This is a genomic window from Candidatus Levibacter sp. Uisw_134_01, from assembly GCF_047717795.1.
Classification (GTDB): Bacteria; Pseudomonadota; Alphaproteobacteria; order Puniceispirillales; family Marisalimonadaceae; genus Marisalimonas.
Genome location: NZ_CP159808.1, coordinates 1,155,294 through 1,170,908 on the forward strand (window position 1 = coordinate 1,155,294; position 15,615 = coordinate 1,170,908).

The following is a 15,615-nucleotide window of genomic DNA, read 5'->3' on the forward strand; positions in this document are numbered from 1 at the left end:
TTAGAATGGTATTTCATCATCTAAGTCAGACGCAATATTAGATGCCGAAGCATCATTTGACCCTTGGAAGCCTGATTGATCAATTTGTGTGTTATTATTATCATTATTAATAGAACTATCTGGCCTTGAACCTAATAGAGTAAGCTCACCTCTATATCTTTGCAAAACAACTTCTGTTGTATATTTTTCTTGGCCTGATTGTTGGTCTGTCCATTTTCTAGTTTGAAGTTGACCTTCAAGATATACGGTGCTTCCTTTTTTTAGATATTGCTCTGCAATTCTGCCTAAGGCATCATTGAAAATAACTACTCTATGCCATTCAGCCCTTTCTCTTTGCTCACCAGTGTTTTTATCTTTCCACCTATCAGATGTAGCAACACTCAACTGAACTATTTTATCACCATTTTGCATAGCTCTAACTTCTGGATCTCGGCCTAAGTTTCCGACTAACGTTACCTTATTTACACTTCCACTCATAAAAAACACTCCATAAAATCTAATATTACTATAGAACAGTATAACATTAAAAAAAACATAAATTTAATCTTTTTGGTTGACTTTTTAGTGTTCAGAGCTAACTAAATGGAAGGTTAGTTTATGTTATACAAGGGTTAAAGTATTTAATGTCCAAAACAGTTCAAATGAAACAATTTCTTAAGGTACGTGGTGCTAATGAGCACAATCTACAAAATGTTGATATTGACATTCCAAAAGATCAGTTAATAGTCATGACTGGTGTATCAGGGTCAGGTAAGAGTTCACTTGCTTTTGATACAATATATGCAGAAGGACAAAGACGTTATGTTGAGTCTCTTTCAGCTTATGCAAGACAATTTCTTCAAATGATGCAAAAACCTGATGTGGAGTCAATAGAAGGATTATCCCCTGCTATTTCAATCGAACAAAAATCTACAAACAAGAACCCAAGATCAACAGTTGGTACTGTAACAGAAATATATGATTACATGAGACTATTATGGGCAAGAATTGGCGTGCCTTACTCTCCCGCAACTGGGTTACCAATAGAAAGTCAAACGGTAAGCCAAATGGTTGATAAAATCTTTAAAAAAGAAAATGATAGTAAAATATATCTTCTTGCACCAATTGTTAGAGGTCGTAAAGGAGAATATAGAAAAGAATTTATTGAATTAAGAAAAAAAGGATTTCAAAGGCTTAGAATTAATGATGAGTTTTATGATATTGAAGACATACCTGTTCTTGATAGATATAAAAAACATTATATCGAGGTAGTTGTAGATAGATTAGTTATAAAAAAATCTACTGAGGAAGATAACAAAGACTTACTTCAAAGGTTAGCTGACTCAATTGAAATTACCCTACAACTGTCAGATGGGCTACTTTATACTTTAGATGTAGACAGCAATGAAAAAGAAGTTTTTTCATCTAACTTTTCTTGTCCTGAAAGTGGCTTTACCATAGATGAAATTGAACCAAGAATATTTTCATTTAATAACCCAGCAGGTGCATGTGATAAATGTGATGGATTAGGTAATGCTGTAGCATTTGACTTAGATCTTGTGGTACCTGATCAAAATATTACTTTCAGAGACGGAGCCATTGCCCCTTGGTCAGTGAATACAAGTAAACTTTATATTCAAACATTAGAATCCCTTGGTAGACATTATAAATTTAACATTGATGATAAATTTTCAGACATTCCAGAAGAAACAAAACAAAAAATTTTATATGGTTCTGGAGATGATAAAATTGAAATAATCTATAATGATGGAACTAGAGTTTTCAAATCAAATAAAGCTTTTGAAGGTATAATTCCAAATTTAATCAGAAGATTAAAAGAAAGTGAAAGTAAATGGGTTAAAGAAGAACTGGGAAGATACCAATCAGATAAAGACTGTGAAAAATGTAATGGCAAAAGATTAAAGTTAGAAACTCTATGCGTCAAAATCAATGAACATGACATCGCTGATGTATCACGTCTAACAATAGAAGAAGCTAGAGAGTGGTTTTTAAATTTAAACCAAGTGTTAAACGAACAAGAACTAGCTATCTCAAAACAAGTTTTAAAAGAAATAAATGATAGGTTAGGATTTCTAACAAGCGTAGGCTTGTCATATTTATCAATTTCTAGAAATAGTGGCACTTTATCAGGTGGTGAAAGTCAAAGAATTAGATTAGCTAGCCAAATAGGCTCAGGACTTTCTGGTGTGCTTTATGTACTTGACGAGCCAAGTATCGGACTGCATCAAAGAGATAATGAACGATTATTACACACCCTTCAAAAACTAAGAGATTTAGGCAACACAGTTATTGTAGTTGAACATGATGAGGAAGCTATTTTAATTGCTGATCATGTAATAGATATTGGACCAGGAGCTGGGATTAATGGCGGAAAAATTATAGCTCAAGGAACACCTAAAGAAGTTAAAGAAAATAAAAATAGTATTACAGGAAATTATTTATCAGGCATTAAAAGCATAGCAATTCCAAAATCTCGAAGGAAGATAAATCCAAATAAAAATATAACTTTAAGAGGCGCTTCTGGTAATAATCTTCAAGACATTGATGTAGAGTTTCCTCTTGGAATATTAACATGCGTAACGGGAGTTTCTGGAGGTGGCAAATCAACTCTAGTTATACAAACACTGCAAAGAAGTTTATCTAAAATATTAAATGGTAACAGTTCAATACCATCACCCTATAAGTCTATAAGTGGAATATCTCAAATTGATAAAATTATCGATATTGATCAATCACCTATAGGACGGACACCAAGATCAAATCCCGCTACATATACAGGTGCTTTTAATCATATAAGAGATTGGTTTGCTGGATTGCCGGAAGCTAAGGCGAGAGGATACTTACCAGGTAGATTTTCTTTTAATGTCAAAGGAGGAAGGTGTGAAGTTTGTCAAGGAGATGGCGTAATCAAAATTGAAATGCATTTTTTGCCTGATGTTTATGTACAATGTGACCAATGTAAAGGCAAAAGATATAACAGAGAAACTTTAGAAGTTAAATGGCGAGATAAATCTATATCTGATGTTCTTGATATGACAGTGTCTGAAGGGACCGAACTTTTTAAGGCTGTACCTTTAATTCATGAAAAATTAGAGACTTTAGAAAGAGTTGGCCTTGGTTACATTAAAATTGGACAACGTTCTACTACACTATCAGGCGGAGAAGCTCAAAGAATAAAACTGGCAAAAGAGCTCTCTAGGAAAGGAACTGGCAGAACTATTTATATTTTGGACGAACCAACTACAGGCCTTCATTTTCATGATATAAAAAAATTATTAGAAGTTATGCAAGAGCTCGTTGATAATGGCAATACAATGATTGTAATAGAACATAATTTAGACGTTATTAAAACAGCTGACCATGTAATTGACTTAGGTCCTGAGGGGGGAGATAAAGGCGGATATATTGTTGCTAAAGGAACGCCAGAAGAAGTTTCAAAAGTAAAAGAAAGTCACACTGGAATTTTTTTAAAAAAGCTATTAAATAGTTTAAAATAATATGCAAACATTCAAAAAAATTAACATTATAGGTGGAGGATTAGCCGGATGCGAGGCAGCCTTCCAGATTTCCAAATATGGAATACCAATAAACCTCTATGAGATGAGACCTAAGGTCAAAACGGAAGCTCACAAGACAGATTTTTTGGCAGAATTAGTATGCTCTAATTCTTTTAGATCAGATGATAAAGAGTTCAATGCCGTTGGGGTTCTTCACGAAGAATTGAGGATAGCAGACTCTCTTATAATGAAAACTGCCGACTTAAACAAAGTTCCAGCTGGTTCAGCATTAGCTGTTGATAGAGATAATTTTGCAAAAAAAATTCATAAAACCATCTCAAACATTAAAGAAATCAATGTTATCAACAAAGAAATTAAAAACTTAGACGAATTTAATGATGAAATAGTTATTGTAGCAACAGGACCACTTACATCTAAAGAACTAGCAAAAAATATAAAAATTAAAACACAAGAAAATTCTTTAGCTTTCTATGATGCTATAGCACCAATTGTTTATAAAGAAAGTATAGACATGAGCATTGCATGGAAACAATCACGATATGATAAAGGTGAAGGAGATGATTATATAAACTGCCCTTTATCAAAAGAACAATATTATCAATTTGTTAATGCTATAAAAGATGCTCCGAAAATGGAATTTAAAGAGTTTGAAAAAACACCTTTTTTTGAAGGCTGTATGCCAATTGAAGAAATTGTCAGAAGAGGAGATGAAACATTAAGATTTGGGCCCATGAAGCCTATAGGATTAACTAACCCACATAAAGATGAAGAACCGTATGCAATAGTTCAACTTAGACAAGATAATAAATCAGGTTCTTTATATAATATAGTAGGCTTTCAAACTAAAATGAAACATGGTTCTCAAAAAGATGTTTTTAGAACAATACCAGGTTTAGAAAAGTCAGAATATGCCCGGTTAGGTGGACTTCATAGAAACACATTTATTAAATCTCCTAAAATTCTAGATTCTTTCTTACGTTTAAAGAGTTGCCCAAACATCATTTTTTCTGGGCAAATAACCGGAGTAGAAGGATATGTTGAATCATCTGCAATTGGTTTGATGTCAGGTTTAATAGCAGTTAATGATTTTAACAACACTAACTTTGAATTACCTCCAGAAAATACTACTCATGGAGCGTTATTGAAGCACATAACTTTAAACGCTAACCCTGAGACCTTTCAACCTATGAATATTAATTTTGGTCTAATGCCTGATGTAAACAATAATGAGAATGTAGATGGGAAAAAAAGAAAGTATTTAAAAGGAAGAGATAAAAAAAGAATTCAAGCAGCAGAATCCCTTAATGCCTTTAAAGAGTGGATTAATAAGATAAAAAATTAATTATTTCTTTCATATTCAGGTACATTCTTTTCATCCTGAATTTTTTCTCCTTTGTCTATATTAAAAAAAGTCAATATAGCTACAGCTACAAATATTGAGGAAAAAGTTCCAATTAATACACCCCAAATCATTGCTAAAGAAAAATCAGATAGAACGGCTCCACCAAAAAAGAAAATAATAAACAATGCAACTAATGTTGTAACAGAAGTTATAATAGTCCTAGATAAAGTTTCATTAATAGATTTATTATAAATAAAGTAATGATCCTTTGATTTATAACGTCTTAAATTCTCTCTGACACGATCAAAAATCACAACTGTATCGTTAATAGAATAACCAGCTGTAGTTAAAATAGCAGCTATTGTAGCAAGGTTAAATTCTAATTGAAGAATAGAAAAGAGCCCAACAGTAGTAACTACATCATGAGTTAAAGCTATTATTGCGGCTATTGAAAATTGCCACTCAAATCGAAACCAAATATAAACCATGATTGATATTAAGGCTAAACCAACAGCCAACATACCAGCTGTTTTTAATTCGTCACCAACTACAGGACCAACAAATTCTGACCTTCTAATTTCATAATCTTTATTTGTAATTGATTTGACTTTTTCAATCATTGCTATTTGTTGTTTTTCGTCACCTTCTTGTTTTTGAATTCTAACTAAAAAATCTACATCTTTACCAAAATTTTGTATAGAAACTTCACCAGCCTCTAATGTAGATATTTTACTCCTCAGGTCATCAATATTCGATGAATTAATATTTTTACTTCTTAACTCTAATAAAATTCCACCTTTGAAATCAATTCCATAATTTAAGCTATTAACGAACAAGCTTAAAAGAGTACCTAGAATAATAATAGTAGAGAAAATAAAAGCATAATTTCTTAACTTTAAAAAATCCAAATTTGTATTTGATGGTACCAATCTTAATAATTTCATAGGTGCTACCTTAAAATTTAATTTTATTAATATCTTTTTTCTTTGTGTAAAATAAAACAAGATATTTAGTTATAATTATTGCAGTAAACATTGAAGTAGCTATGCCTATCATTAAAGTAACCGAAAAGCCCTTTATAGGACCGCTGCCAAACGAAAACAATGCAAGAGCTGCAAATAAAGTTGTTAAATTAGCGTCAATTATAGTTGAAATAGCTCTTTGAAAACCAGCTTCAACAGCGTCAGAAACATTTCTACCTACATTATATTCTTCTTTAATTCTTTCAAAAATTAATACGTTAGCATCAACAGCCATACCCATTGTTAAAACAATACCTGCAATTCCTGGTAAAGTTAATGTGGCTTGAATTAAACTTAACAATGCAATTATAAAGATAATATTACACATTAAAGCAATATTAGCTAACAAACCAAAGATACCATATGTTATAAACATAAATATCATCACGGCAATCAAACCTACAATACTGGCTATTTTACCAGATTGAATTGAATCCGCTCCTAGACCAGGTCCAACTGAGCGTTCTTCTAGAATAATCATTGGAGCAGGTAAAGCACCGGATCTTAAGACCAATGCTAAATCATTTGTTTCTTGCGTAGAAAAATTACCAGTAATTTGTCCACTTGAGAAGATTTGTGATTGAATAACTGGTGCGCTAACAACCTTACCATCTAGAACTATAGCAAAAGCTCTTCCAATATGCTTGCCAGTTACCCTTCCGAATTTCTTACCTCCAAGAGCAGACAATTGAAAAGATACTGATGGACTATTATTTCTATCAAATGTTGGATTTGCATCCTTTAACATCTCGCCTGAGACCATTACCCTTTTATTTATCATGTAAAAAAGATCAGGATCTTTGTCATCTTCAAGTATTGTATAACCAGGTGGTGCTTTTGAATTTATATTAATATCCTCTGAAGAGATAGAAGGATGAGCTAATTGAAAATTTAATTTTGCAGTTTTGCCTAGTAATTTTTTAATACGGCTTGGGTCATCAAGTCCAGGTAATTGAACTATAATCCGATCAATTCCTTGTTGTTGTATACTTGGTTCGTTAGTACCTGATTCGTCAATTCTTCTTCTAACTATCTCAATAGCTTGAGCCATTGTTGATTTAATGATTTTTTTCTTATTAATATCTGAAAATTCAATAAAAAAAGTGCTGTCATTAATTTTTACAATTAAGTTTTCATCTATATTTAATATTGTCGACTTAATTTTATCATTTAGAATTGAACCTCTTTTTTGAAAAGAAATCTTTTTATCCTTAACACTTAATTTTTTATATCCAATTTTAGATTTTCTTAAAGCTGATCTAATATCTGATAGTAATGTTTCTAATTTTTCTGAAAAAACTATGTCCATATCTGCTTTAAGTAACAGATATGATCCACCTTTTAAATCTAATCCAAGGTTAATGGATTTACCTGGCAAGAAACTAGAAGAGGTGTTTTTTACTGAGCTATTTAAAAAATTGGGTATTGCATAAGCTATACCTAAGAAAATTAAAAAAAGCAGAAATGCAGCTCTTATTTTAGATAAATTTTTCATTATTACTCAATATAGATAGAATTCACAAGGATTTTAGGACATATATATTATTTTTTGACTTTAGATTTAGTTTTAGGCTTCTTAGGAGCAGACTTTAATTTTTCTTCACCTCTTACTTCTGAAATCATTTGTCTCGCAACATCAACTATAACATCTTTAGATATTTCTACACTTACAGTTTCAGAACCTTCATTGGCCTTTGAAATAACGCCCAAAATACCCCCAGCTGTTAAAACTTTATTGCCTCTTTTTAAGTTTTCAACCATTAATTTGTGTTGCTTAACTCTTTTTTGTTGAGGTCTAATAAGTAAAAAATAGAATATAATGAAAATGAGAACAAAAGGAAGAAGACCTTGCAGAGAAAACCCTCCGGCTCCTCCTGCTGCGGATTGAGCAAATGCACTTGAAATCATGAGTAACTCCTAGAAAGTAAAATTAATAATATCTTATATAAAAAAAAAACATAAACACCATAGATAAAATTTAAAATATATATATATTGCTATTTTTATGATTTACTTAGGTTAATTCAAAAATGATTGATGAAAATTCGAAACATTTATTAGAACGAATTGCAAATGCCTTAGACAGAATGGCTCCTGCAGAAAAGAAAATTAATAACTTAGATAAAAGTGAAGGTTTTATTTATGAATCTAAATCAGGTTTAGTTAGACCAATCCTAGAAATTAATAGAATACCAATTGAACTTCTCCAAGGTATAGCCTCACAAAAGCAAACATTGTTGGATAATACAATTAGCTTTGCCAATGACTTGTCTGCCAACAATGCTTTATTATGGGGAGCCAGGGGGACAGGTAAATCATCATTAGTTAAAGCAGTACATGCAGAAGTTATATTAAAAACAAAATCTGAACAGCTAAAATTAGTAGAAATTCACCGTGAAGATATTGCAGAATTACCCGAACTATTGTCACTTTTATCAAACTATAAAAAATATAAATTTATTTTATTATGCGATGATTTATCTTTTGATGCCGGCGAAAATACATACAAAAGTCTTAAGGCTGCCTTAGATGGTGGAATTGAAGGAAAACCTAATAATGTTATATTTTATGCAACATCTAACAGAAGACATTTAATGCCTAGAGATATGATGGAAAATGAGCAATCAACTGCAATTAATCCATCTGAATCAGTAGAGGAAAAAGTTTCATTATCTGATAGATTTGGACTTTGGATAGGGTTTCATAACATGTCTCAAGATGTTTATTTAGAAATTGTTTTCGCCTATTGTAAAGAATTCAAGATTAGCCTTGAGCAAAATATTTTAAGGTCTCAGGCATTAGAATGGTCCATAACAAGAGGCGCCCGATCTGGTAGAGTAGCTTGGCAATTTATTCAAGACATAGCAAGCAAACAAAAAGTAAAGATTAATTAATCTATATAACTGTTGGGATTAACAGGGTTTCTTTTATATCTAATCTGGAAATGCAAAACATCTTCACTTAAAGAACTGTAACCTATAACTTGTTTTTTTTTCACTGACTGGCCTTGTTTAACATTATATTTAGCAATGTTTGAATAAGCTGTTAACCAACCGTCATCATGTTTTATAAGAATAAGATTTCCAAATTTTTTTATTTGAGAACCAACAAAAGCTATTTTTCCACTATGAGAGGAATATATAGGTGAATTATTATTTAATTTTATATCTATACCATCGTTATGTTGACCTTTGCCAAAGCTGCCATAGCCTTTAATGATTTTACCTTTAGCAGGCCATATAAAATTTGGAGCATTTTTAATTTTTTTTGCTTCATTAGTTTTATAATTTTTTTTACTTGGTTTAACGTTATAAATTTTTTTATCTATAATTTGATCTATTAGGGAATAATTCCTTTTAACTGGAATTAAAATTTTATTCCCAACTTTTAATATATGATTTTGTTTTAACTTGTTAAGACTTAATACGTCTAATTTGTTTACTGCAAATCTCAAAGAGATTTTATCAAGTGTATCTCCTTGCTTGATAATGTAAATGTTCTTGTTTCTCAAAAATAGAATTTGATTTTCTTTTAAAAAGTAAGGTTTAATCAAATTATTATCTTCAATAATATCTTTAGGAATGACTTTATATTCGTTTGCAATCGAGAATATTGTTTCATTCTTTTTAACAAATATCATTCCATTTGTTGGAATGTTATCTTTTAAAACATTAGATTTATTAAATATTGTAGCTTTTTTTTCTGGAGCAAAATCACCTTTAACATTTTCAATTAACTCTGCAGTTTTACAACTAGTCAGGAACAAAAAAAGTAAAATAAACTTAAACAAAATAAAAAAACCTTTTAAAATTTGAATTTTAACAACTTACTTAAAAAATTCAATCCTTATCACTAATTAGCGGAACAAAACTCACTGGACCTAGATCCTCCCATATATCATCAGATCTATTCTTTTTGACTGTAATTTTTTTAAGTCTCTGTCCTGAATTTAAATCACCTACTGGAGCTATACAAATACCATTATATCTAATTTGATTTAACAATCTTCCATCTAATTCTTTAATTGCACACGTTATAATAATATGATCAAAAGGAGCTAATTTTGGCCAACCTAAAAAACCATCACCTTCTTCAGAAATAATATTTGTCAATTTTAGTTTTTTAAAACAAGCTTGTGCATTGACTAATAATGGTTTCAATCTCTCAATTGAATATACCCTTCTAGTCATAAGTGATAATATAGACGCCTGATATCCTGAGCCAGTTCCTATTTCTAATACTATTTCATTGCCCTGAAGCGCCAGTGCCTCTGTCATTGTTGCTACTATAAAAGGCTGACTAATGGTTTGATCAAATCCGATTGGTAAAGGGTTATTTTGATAAGCATAAGAATGAAAATTTGAAGGTAAGAATATTTCTCTTGGAATATACTCTATTGCAGAAAGAACTCTATCCGAAGTAATGCCCATAGATCTTAATGTCATTATTAAATTAGCTTTTTGAATTGAAGTCTCATATAGCATTTTATTTATCTTTTATTTAATTGATTAAATAAAGAAATATTAGTTAGATCTAATGTTAAAGGTGTTAAAGAAATTTTGTTTTTGCTTAAAGCATCCATATCAGTTTCTTGTGTGGTTTGATAAGAGTTTAACATTCTTCCAATTTTATATGAGGTATCTGTATTGTTAACAAAAATTTCATCAGATTTTTTTTGAGATGCTAATTTTGTATATAAGAATTTACTGTTATCAGATTCAGATATATTCAATGGAAAATTAACATTAAAATACAATGGAGCCTTAATTTTAAGCTTTAAAAGATTTTTAATAATTTCAACACTATAATTCTTTGAACATAAATATGAATTACTTTTATGGTCTCCTCCGAGTTGACTTAATGCAATAGAATTTATACCCCTTAAAGCACCCTCCATAGCAGCCGCTACAGTACCAGAATAAGAAACTTCATCACCAATGTTACTTCCAGCGTTAATTCCACTTAAAATAAGATCAGGTTTACTAGTATTCATTATATGATTTAATGCAAAAATAACACAATCTGTTGGAGTTCCATCAACTATCCATTCGTATAGATTTTTGTGCTCAAAACTTATCTTATCCATGAGAGTTATAGATCTGGATTTTGCAGATTGATTATGCTTGGGAGACACTACATAAACAGTATCACAAAACTCATAAGCAATACTTTTTAATACTTGAAGACCAACAGCGTCAAAGCCATCGTCATTAGTTATTAAAATTTTATTTATAAAATTTTCCATTTATTTCATATTTGGATTTTGAATTTTAGTAATGCCTTTCATATAAGGTATTAAAACTTCAGGTATTAAAATTGATCCATCTTCTTGTTGATAATTTTCTAATACAGCAATCATAGTTCTACCTATTGCTAAACCAGAACCATTAAGAGTATGCAAAAATTCAATTTTATTTGTTTCTTTATCTTTAAATTTTGCATTCATTCTTCTTGCTTGAAAATCTCCACAATTAGAACAAGATGAGATTTCTCTATAAGCACCCTTTCCATTATTTTGACCCGGTAACCACACTTCTAAATCAAATGTTTTTTTTGCAGAAAACCCAACATCACCTGAACATAATTTCATAACTCTATAAGGTAATTGTAATTTTTTTAGTATAGATTCTGCACAAGAAACTAAAACATTTAATTCTTCATTCGAATTTTCAGGCTCCGTAATAAAAACCATCTCAACTTTAGAAAATTGATGCTGTCTTATCATTCCTCTTGTATCACTTCCAGCAGCACCTGCCTCAGATCTAAAACAAGGTGTGTTAGCAACAAATCTTAAAGGTAATGTTTTTTTATCAATTATTTCATTACTGACTATGTTTGTTAATGGAACTTCTGATGTTGGTATTAACCACCTGTTATCAATAGTGTTAAATAAATCATCTGAAAACTTTGGAAGTTGTCCTGTGCCATATAAAGCATCTTCTCTTACAATATAGGGAGGAGAAATTTCTTCAAAATTTAAATTATTTAAATGAGTATCAATCATGAAAGAAGATAAAGCCCGTTCAAGCAAAGCTAAATGACCTCGTAATAATACAAATCTAGAACCAGAAATTTTAACCCCTGTTTTAAAATCTAGTCCGTTTAACTGTTCCCCAAGGTCAACATGATCTAATGGGTGATATTCAAATTGAGGAATTTTACCCCATTCTTTAATCAATTCATTATGACTTTCGTCTTTTCCTAAAGGAACATCAGCTTCTAAATAATTAGGAAATGTAATAAGTAAAGAATGTAGTTTATTTGATAATGTTTTAATTTTCTCATCTAATTTTGTGAGATCAGATTTGTAAAGAGACACTTGTGACTGCAATTCGGCTACATCTTTACCTTGAGAAATTAACTTTCCAATATCTTTAGACGTATTATTCCTTTTTTCTTGTATTTCTTGAATACTTGTTTGGTAATTTCTGACTTGCCTATCAAGTTCTAGTATTTCAGGTAGATCAATTTTTAATCCTCTCTTTTCCATTAACAACTGAAATTCATTTGGCTTGTTTCTAATAAATTTTATATCATGCATAAAAAAACTCGTTTAAAAAAATTAACTCTTATTTAAAAACTTAGAAAATATAATTGAAATTTCATATAAAACAATAATTGGAAGCGCTAATAATATTTGTGAAATTACATCTGGGGGAGTTAAGATCGCTGCAATAACAAAGGCAATCAAAATAGCATATTTCCTTTTATTTGCCAAATCATCAGGCGTTATAATACCAGTTTTAACAAGTAATAATAATATAACAGGTAACTCAAAACAAAGACCAAACGCAAAAATCAATTTCATAACTAAGGATAAGTATTCTGATATTCGTGGCTCAAGCTCAATTGGAAGAGAACCATCTACACCGTTAACTTGAAATGATAAAAAAAAGTCCCAAGCTAAAGGAATTACAATATAATAAACCATTGCAGCACCTGCTACAAAAAGAACTGGTGTAGCTAATAAAAAAGGTAAAAAAGCTTTTTTTTCATTTTGATATAATCCTGGTGCTACAAAACGCCATATTTGAATTAAAAAAATTGGTAAAGAAACACAAAGTGATATAAAAAAAGCTACTTTAACCTGAGTAAAAAAACCTTCATGTAATGCAGTATAAATCATTCTTCCACCATTTTCTGATATCTGAGAAGCTAATGGCGCTTGTAAAAAGTTATATACAATATCAGCAAGATTTTGATTATTAGCAGTAAATTTGATAAAACATAAAAAAAATAAAAAAATAAACGCGCAAAATGAGATCAAAAGTCTATTTCTTAATTCTATAAGATGATCGAGTAACGTCATATTTTGTTCTGACTTTTTTGTCTTTGCCATTATATTCTCGAATATCAAATATTATTTATTTTTTTTTATTTTATTAGAACTTAAGTTATTGATTTCATTCAAATCTTTTTTTAAAGATTTCATATTTAATTCATTTTCAACAACTTTAATTTCGTCTATTTCAGAATTATAAGTTGAACTATTTTCTATTTTTGAAATCTCACTTCTTAAGTTTGATATCTCAGATTCATTAGCTAAATCATCTATGCCTGAATGAAACTGAGAAGCCATTAATTTAATTTTTGTAATAAAAGATTTTATAGAACGTAAAACCTTAGGTAAATCTTTGGGACCAACTACTATCAATAAGACAAAAGAGATAAGTAAAAATTCTGGAAAACCAATATCTAGCATTTAAAAACTCTCTAAGAATTATGTTTTCTTTTTTGTAGTTTTTTTAACGACCTTTTTCTTAACAACTTTCTTTTTTGGTTTTTCTGGAATTATCTCAACGACTTCCTCTTCAACTTCCTTATTTGATTTAACTTGATCTTTAAAGTTTTTTAAACCTTTACCAAAGTCACCCATTATACTTGAAAGCTTTCCCTTACCACCAAAAAGGATAAGCACCACGATTAAAACGATAACCCAATGCCAAATACTAAAAGCACCCATTTTATCTTCTCCCGAAATTATATTCCTAAAAACAATATATTAACATATGTAACATTTATTTCTTAAAAAGACATAAATTATTTTTTAAAAACAAAAATTTGATTTGGGTCAGTCAAGACTTTAACTTTTTCATTAATATGAAAAAAATTTAATCCTGGAATTCTTGCATGAATATGATAATTAGTTTGATTTACCTTTAAAGACAGGTGAATTAAAGTAGAGCCTGCTAACAATCTAGTCTCCATTACATAACCAAAGTATGGTGACACAATAAAACCATTCTCATTTACTATTTCAGACATAGCTTTATTTACGGCATATAATTTAATAGCCTCATTTCTAATTACAATTGTAACTTTATTTTTATTAAGTTTTTTAGAACATTTAAAAGTCCCTAAAACAGTATTTACCAAGCCACCATCCACAGATCCTTCAAATAAATTAATTTCACCAAAAAACTCTGCAATAAAAGCTGATTTAGGACGTAAATATAAATCAATAGGGCTTCCAAATTGTTCAACAACACCGTTATTTAAAACGCCAATTTTATCAGACATAAACATAGCTTCTTCTGGATCATGTGTGACAAGTAAGGCAGATATGTTATGTTCTCTTAAAATATGTAGCATTTGGTCTCTAATTTTTTCTTTTAATCTTGAATCTAAATTAGAGTATGGTTCATCTAGTAAAATAATTTTTGGATCGGATGCAATTGCCCTTACAAGCGCTACTTGTTGTTGCTGTCCACCTGATAATTCGTGAGGAAAACTATCAGACAGTCTAGAAATATTAATTTCATTCATTAAATTTTGAATTTTATTTGTTTGAGCACTTATTTCTTTACTATTCATTCCAAAAAAAATGTTCTGTAAAATAGTTAGATGTGGAAATAATGCACAATCTTGAAAAACATAACCAACTTTTCGTTTGTCTGGACTAAGATGAGTGTTTGAAGAAGAAATTATTTTATCATTTAACTTAATTTCACCTTTTTGAAGTTTCTCAATTCCACTTGCTAATTTTAATAAAGTAGTTTTACCACAACCAGATGGTCCTAACAGAGAAACAACTTCACCATCATTTAGCCTCATAGAAAAATCATTAAGAATATAATTTTTATCATACGAGTGAGATATTTTAATAAATTCAAGCAAAGTAAAACCAATCTAATAACAGTTTTAAAAAATTATTTAGCAGGATCATCTTTAAAAATAATATTATCTTTTTCCAAAAGGCCAGAACTTTTTAAATCGTCAATACCAGGGAGATCTGATATATTTTTTAAACCAAAATGATCTAAAAAAGTATCAGATGTTCTCCAAGTTAATGGATTGCCTGGAGTTGACTTTCTTTGACCTGGTTTTATCCAATTTAATTCCAATAAGGCGTCTAAAGTTCCTCTGCTAAAAGAAACACCTCTAATGTTTTCTATTTCTGCTCGAGTTACAGGTTGATGATAAGCAATAATTGCTAAAGTTTCAGAAGCAGCTCTTGATAATGGTCTAGGTATTATTGTTTCAACATTTAAAAATTCTGATACGTCTGGAGATGTCCTAAAGGCGAAGCTATTATTAATTTTATATAAATTAAATCCGCCTGATGAATATTTTTTTTCCAAAGATTCCAGTATTGCTTCTAAAATATCAATGTCTGGAATAGTTTTTTTTAATTCATTAAATGAAACAGGTTCAGGTGAAGCAAAAATTAATGCTTCCACAATTCTAAGATTAAAATTAAAATCTATGTTGTTTTCATTTAAATCTGTCATTA

General features: G+C 30.1%; 16 protein-coding genes. 3 read left to right on the forward strand and 13 right to left on the reverse strand.

Annotated features, from left to right (window positions below):
- Entirely contained in the window at positions 1 to 477 is a 477-nt protein-coding gene (gene ssb, locus ABXT66_RS05945) for a single-stranded DNA-binding protein (RefSeq protein WP_443642574.1), read from the reverse strand.
- Between the two features lie 146 nt (positions 478 to 623).
- Between ssb and uvrA the strand changes: the two genes are divergently transcribed.
- Positions 624 to 3,497: an excinuclease ABC subunit UvrA gene (gene uvrA, locus ABXT66_RS05950; protein WP_443642575.1), complete on the forward strand. Its 2,874-nt coding sequence runs from the start codon at positions 624 to 626 to the stop codon at positions 3,495 to 3,497.
- Position 3,498: 1 nt separating this feature from the next.
- Positions 3,499 to 4,860, forward strand: a complete 1,362-nt coding sequence (gene trmFO, locus ABXT66_RS05955; protein ID WP_443642576.1) for a methylenetetrahydrofolate--tRNA-(uracil(54)-C(5))-methyltransferase (FADH(2)-oxidizing) TrmFO — start codon at positions 3,499 to 3,501, stop codon at positions 4,858 to 4,860.
- Here trmFO and secF read toward each other — a convergent pair.
- The 3 genes from secF to yajC are packed head-to-tail and all read right to left on the reverse strand — an operon-like array spanning position 4,857 to position 7,790.
- Complete coding sequence (gene secF, locus ABXT66_RS05960; protein WP_443642577.1) at positions 4,857 to 5,804, reverse strand: protein translocase subunit SecF; 948 nt, start codon at positions 5,802 to 5,804, stop codon at positions 4,857 to 4,859. The genes trmFO and secF overlap by 4 nt on opposite strands.
- 10 nt (positions 5,805 to 5,814) lie before the next feature.
- Entirely contained in the window at positions 5,815 to 7,377 is a 1,563-nt protein-coding gene (gene secD, locus ABXT66_RS05965; RefSeq protein ID WP_443642578.1) for a protein translocase subunit SecD, read from the reverse strand.
- A gap of 47 nt (positions 7,378 to 7,424) precedes the next feature.
- Positions 7,425 to 7,790 (reverse strand): preprotein translocase subunit YajC, encoded by a 366-nt coding sequence (gene yajC, locus ABXT66_RS05970; RefSeq protein ID WP_443642579.1) that lies wholly within the window; start codon positions 7,788 to 7,790, stop codon positions 7,425 to 7,427.
- A gap of 122 nt (positions 7,791 to 7,912) precedes the next feature.
- On the opposite strand from yajC, the gene ABXT66_RS05975 reads away from it, so the two are divergent.
- Positions 7,913 to 8,776, forward strand: a complete 864-nt coding sequence (locus ABXT66_RS05975; protein ID WP_443642580.1) for an ATP-binding protein — start codon at positions 7,913 to 7,915, stop codon at positions 8,774 to 8,776.
- On the opposite strand, the gene ABXT66_RS05980 is transcribed toward ABXT66_RS05975, so the two are convergent.
- The 9 genes from ABXT66_RS05980 to scpB all read right to left on the reverse strand — a co-directional run bounded on the left by ABXT66_RS05980 (position 8,773) and on the right by scpB (position 15,613).
- Positions 8,773 to 9,672: a peptidoglycan DD-metalloendopeptidase family protein gene (locus ABXT66_RS05980; protein ID WP_443642581.1), complete on the reverse strand. Its 900-nt coding sequence runs from the start codon at positions 9,670 to 9,672 to the stop codon at positions 8,773 to 8,775. The genes ABXT66_RS05975 and ABXT66_RS05980 overlap by 4 nt on opposite strands.
- A gap of 49 nt (positions 9,673 to 9,721) precedes the next feature.
- Positions 9,722 to 10,366 (reverse strand): protein-L-isoaspartate(D-aspartate) O-methyltransferase, encoded by a 645-nt coding sequence (locus tag ABXT66_RS05985; protein WP_443642582.1) that lies wholly within the window; start codon positions 10,364 to 10,366, stop codon positions 9,722 to 9,724.
- 5 nt (positions 10,367 to 10,371) lie between these two features.
- Positions 10,372 to 11,127, reverse strand: a complete 756-nt coding sequence (surE, locus tag ABXT66_RS05990) for a 5'/3'-nucleotidase SurE (protein WP_443642583.1) — start codon at positions 11,125 to 11,127, stop codon at positions 10,372 to 10,374.
- Positions 11,128 to 12,423 (reverse strand): serine--tRNA ligase, encoded by a 1,296-nt coding sequence (gene serS, locus ABXT66_RS05995; protein ID WP_443642584.1) that lies wholly within the window; start codon positions 12,421 to 12,423, stop codon positions 11,128 to 11,130.
- Positions 12,424 to 12,444: 21 nt separating this feature from the next.
- Positions 12,445 to 13,221: a twin-arginine translocase subunit TatC gene (gene tatC, locus ABXT66_RS06000; RefSeq protein ID WP_443642585.1), complete on the reverse strand. Its 777-nt coding sequence runs from the start codon at positions 13,219 to 13,221 to the stop codon at positions 12,445 to 12,447.
- Between the two features lie 21 nt (positions 13,222 to 13,242).
- The gene (gene tatB / locus ABXT66_RS06005) at positions 13,243 to 13,584 is read right to left on the reverse strand and encodes a Sec-independent protein translocase protein TatB (protein WP_443642586.1); all 342 of its coding nucleotides are present in this window, start codon (positions 13,582 to 13,584) and stop codon (positions 13,243 to 13,245) included.
- Between the two features lie 18 nt (positions 13,585 to 13,602).
- On the reverse strand, positions 13,603 to 13,845 hold the full coding sequence (gene tatA, locus ABXT66_RS06010; RefSeq protein WP_443642587.1) for a twin-arginine translocase TatA/TatE family subunit: 243 nt from the start codon (positions 13,843 to 13,845) through the stop codon (positions 13,603 to 13,605).
- Positions 13,846 to 13,922: 77 nt separating this feature from the next.
- The gene (locus ABXT66_RS06015; RefSeq protein WP_443642588.1) at positions 13,923 to 14,999 is read right to left on the reverse strand and encodes an ABC transporter ATP-binding protein; all 1,077 of its coding nucleotides are present in this window, start codon (positions 14,997 to 14,999) and stop codon (positions 13,923 to 13,925) included.
- Positions 15,000 to 15,031: 32 nt separating this feature from the next.
- The gene (scpB, locus tag ABXT66_RS06020) at positions 15,032 to 15,613 is read right to left on the reverse strand and encodes an SMC-Scp complex subunit ScpB (RefSeq protein ID WP_443642589.1); all 582 of its coding nucleotides are present in this window, start codon (positions 15,611 to 15,613) and stop codon (positions 15,032 to 15,034) included.
- Between the last annotated feature and the right edge of the window lie 2 nt (positions 15,614 to 15,615).